Origin of the sequence: Kitasatospora sp. NPDC091257 (assembly GCF_044757675.1) — a bacterium.
GTDB lineage: Bacteria > Actinomycetota > Actinomycetes > Streptomycetales > Streptomycetaceae > Kitasatospora > Kitasatospora lactacystinica.
Genome location: NZ_JBIVVI010001316.1, coordinates 1 through 2375, shown reverse-complemented (window position 1 = coordinate 2375; position 2375 = coordinate 1). Strand labels below are relative to the sequence as shown.

Here is a 2375-nt window from a genome sequence, read left to right as displayed (position 1 = left end):
CCGCGTTCCCGAGGCACCGTCCGGCAGCGCGCCGCACCTCCCGTCCCCGCTTGAGCCGCCTTCGTCCGCTGGCTCGACCACGCACGCGCCCACCGCCTCACCCTGGTCGAAGGCCTGGAACACCCCGGCGACCCCGCCCAACCCGACAACCACCACCGGCACTGAGAACCGCGCACCTCGCCTGCCGCGCCTCGGAGAGAGGCGCGGCAGGCGTCCGGTGCTCGTGGCGGCGGACGGTGAACCTCTCGATGGTGAACCACTCGACGGTGGACTACTCGACGGTGAACTTTTCGTGGGGGATGCCCGCCGCCCAGACGGCCTCGAAGGCCGCGGAGCAGAGGTCCACGGCGGCCCGGTCCTCCGTGAAGGCGTGGCCCGCCCAGTCGCCGTCGCCCGTGAACCAGTGGAAGAGCACCAGCCGCCGGTCGATCAGCCAGAAGTCGTTGCCCGGGAGGGCGATGGTCGATGCCCGGCTCCGGGGAAGCCACCGGACCTGTTCGCCGGCCGCGAGGTTGACGGGGGTGACGGCGTGCTCGTACCTGATGTAGTCGGTCACCGGCTCCGAGACGATCCGGGCGCGGCGCAGGACGACACCCCGGGCGACCGCATCCTCCACCAGGGGGATCCACGTCGGCCAGAACGATGTGTTCGGGTCGTTGTCCACCTCGCCGGTCCTCCTGAAGCGGTCGAAGGGCTCGACCTCCTCGCCGACCGAGTAGGTGTCGCGCATCTCCAGGTGCGCGGCGGAGCGCGTGGCGCCCCTCAGCAGCTCGGCGAAGTCGGGTGCGCTCTGCGTCATCACAAGCCTTCCTCGGGGTCGGGACCGTTCCCAGCGGGACGCGGACCACATTCTCGCCGCCGGGGCACCGACGGTGCGGCCTTTCGCCCGATGACGCCCGCCGGGCCGGGGAGTCGGCGCGGCGGGCGTGCGCGGACAAACGGCGGCGGAGGGGCGAAGCTGGTGGGAGTGCCGGGGCGGGTGACGCCTGACGCCCGCCGCCTGCCTTTGGCCTCCGGCCTCCGACGTCCGGCCTTCGGCCTTCGACCTTCGACTCCGTACGGAAGGGTTCTCCACCATGGCTGCCACCTCGTCCACCTCCTCCGACGGCCTGCAGCGCGCCGTGCTGGTCGCCGCCCCGGGGGCGGCGCCCCAACTGTCCGAGGTGCCGGTCCGCGAGCCGGGGCGCGGGGCGGTGCGCGTCGCCGTCGAGGCGTGCGGCGTCTGCCACTCCGACCTCCTGATCGCCGGTGGCGCCCTGCCGGGCACGACGTTCCCAGTCACCCCCGGTCATGAGATCGCGGGCCGCATCGACGCCCTCGGCGAGGGGGTGGAGGGCTGGAAGGTCGGTGACCGGGTCGCCGTCGGCTGGTACGGCGGCAGCTGCGGCCGTTGTGACGCCTGCCGTTCGGGTGACGGAATCCACTGTCCCGAGCTGCAGGTCCCCGGGGCGGCCTACCCCGGCGGATACGCCGACAGTGTCGTCGTCCCGGCCATGGCCCTGGCCGCGATCCCCGACGGGCTGACCGCCGCCGAGGCGGCCCCGCTGGCCTGCGCCGGGATCACCGTCTTCAACGCCCTGCGCCGCTCCGCCGCCGGACCCGGGGACACGGTCGCGGTCCTGGGCCTGGGCGGGCTCGGCCATCTGGGGGTGCAGTTCGCCCGCGCGATGGGTTTCCGTACGGTGGCCATCGCCCGCGGTGCGGAGAAGCAGCCGCTGGCGCACGAGCTCGGCGCCGAGCACTACATCGACAGCACCGCCGGCGACGTCGCCGGGGCCCTGCGGTCGCTCGGCGGCGCGAAGGTGGTCCTGTCCACGGTCACCAACGCCGACGCCATGTCCGCCGTCGTCGACGGGCTCGGTCGGCGCGGCGAGCTCGTCGTCGTCGGCGTCTCCGCCGACGCCCTCGCGATCAGCCCGCTGCAGCTGATCACCGGGGACCGGAGGGTCTACGGCCACTCCTCGGGCACGGCCGTCGACACCGAGGACACCCTGCGTTTCGCCGCCCGCACCGGCGTGCGGGCGTGGATCGAGGAGGTGCCTCTGGAGGAGACCGCGGCCGCGGTGGCCAGGATGGCCGGCGGCCGGGCCCGCTTCCGCATGGTCGTCACCACCGGGCGTTGATCCCCGGCCGCCGCACCCTGGTTGCCGCGCCCGGCCGCTGATCACTGCCCGGGGGCGGTCCCGCAGGCGGCCGTGGTGAGGAAGGCCGTGACGGCGGTCTTGGCGGCGCGCGGGTCGGAGCGGTCGAACGGGTTGTGGGAGAGCGCGAGTTGACGTCGGCCGTCGGCCGTGCCGGCGGCCATCGTCGAGTAGCCGGGGAGGTCTCCGCTGTGGCCCCAGAACACCCCGCACGGGGTGTCGAAGCGGGCCAGC

Annotated in this window: 2 protein-coding genes and 1 pseudogene; 1 reads left to right on the top strand and 2 read right to left on the bottom strand. The window is 74.1% G+C overall.

The features are described 5' to 3' along the window. Positions 1-271: 271 nt before the first annotated feature. Entirely contained in the window at positions 272-799 is a 528-nt protein-coding gene (locus tag ACIQOV_RS37735) for a DUF6879 family protein (RefSeq protein WP_401055297.1), read from the bottom strand. Between the two features lie 277 nt (positions 800-1076). Between ACIQOV_RS37735 and ACIQOV_RS37730 the strand changes: the two genes are divergently transcribed. Further along, positions 1077-2123, top strand: coding sequence for an alcohol dehydrogenase catalytic domain-containing protein (locus ACIQOV_RS37730; RefSeq protein WP_401055296.1), 1047 nt, complete (start codon positions 1077-1079; stop codon positions 2121-2123). Positions 2124-2164: 41 nt separating this feature from the next. On the opposite strand, the pseudogene ACIQOV_RS37725 reads toward ACIQOV_RS37730, so the two are convergent. Further along, positions 2165-2375: pseudogene (locus tag ACIQOV_RS37725) on the bottom strand (serine hydrolase); the annotation flags it as partial.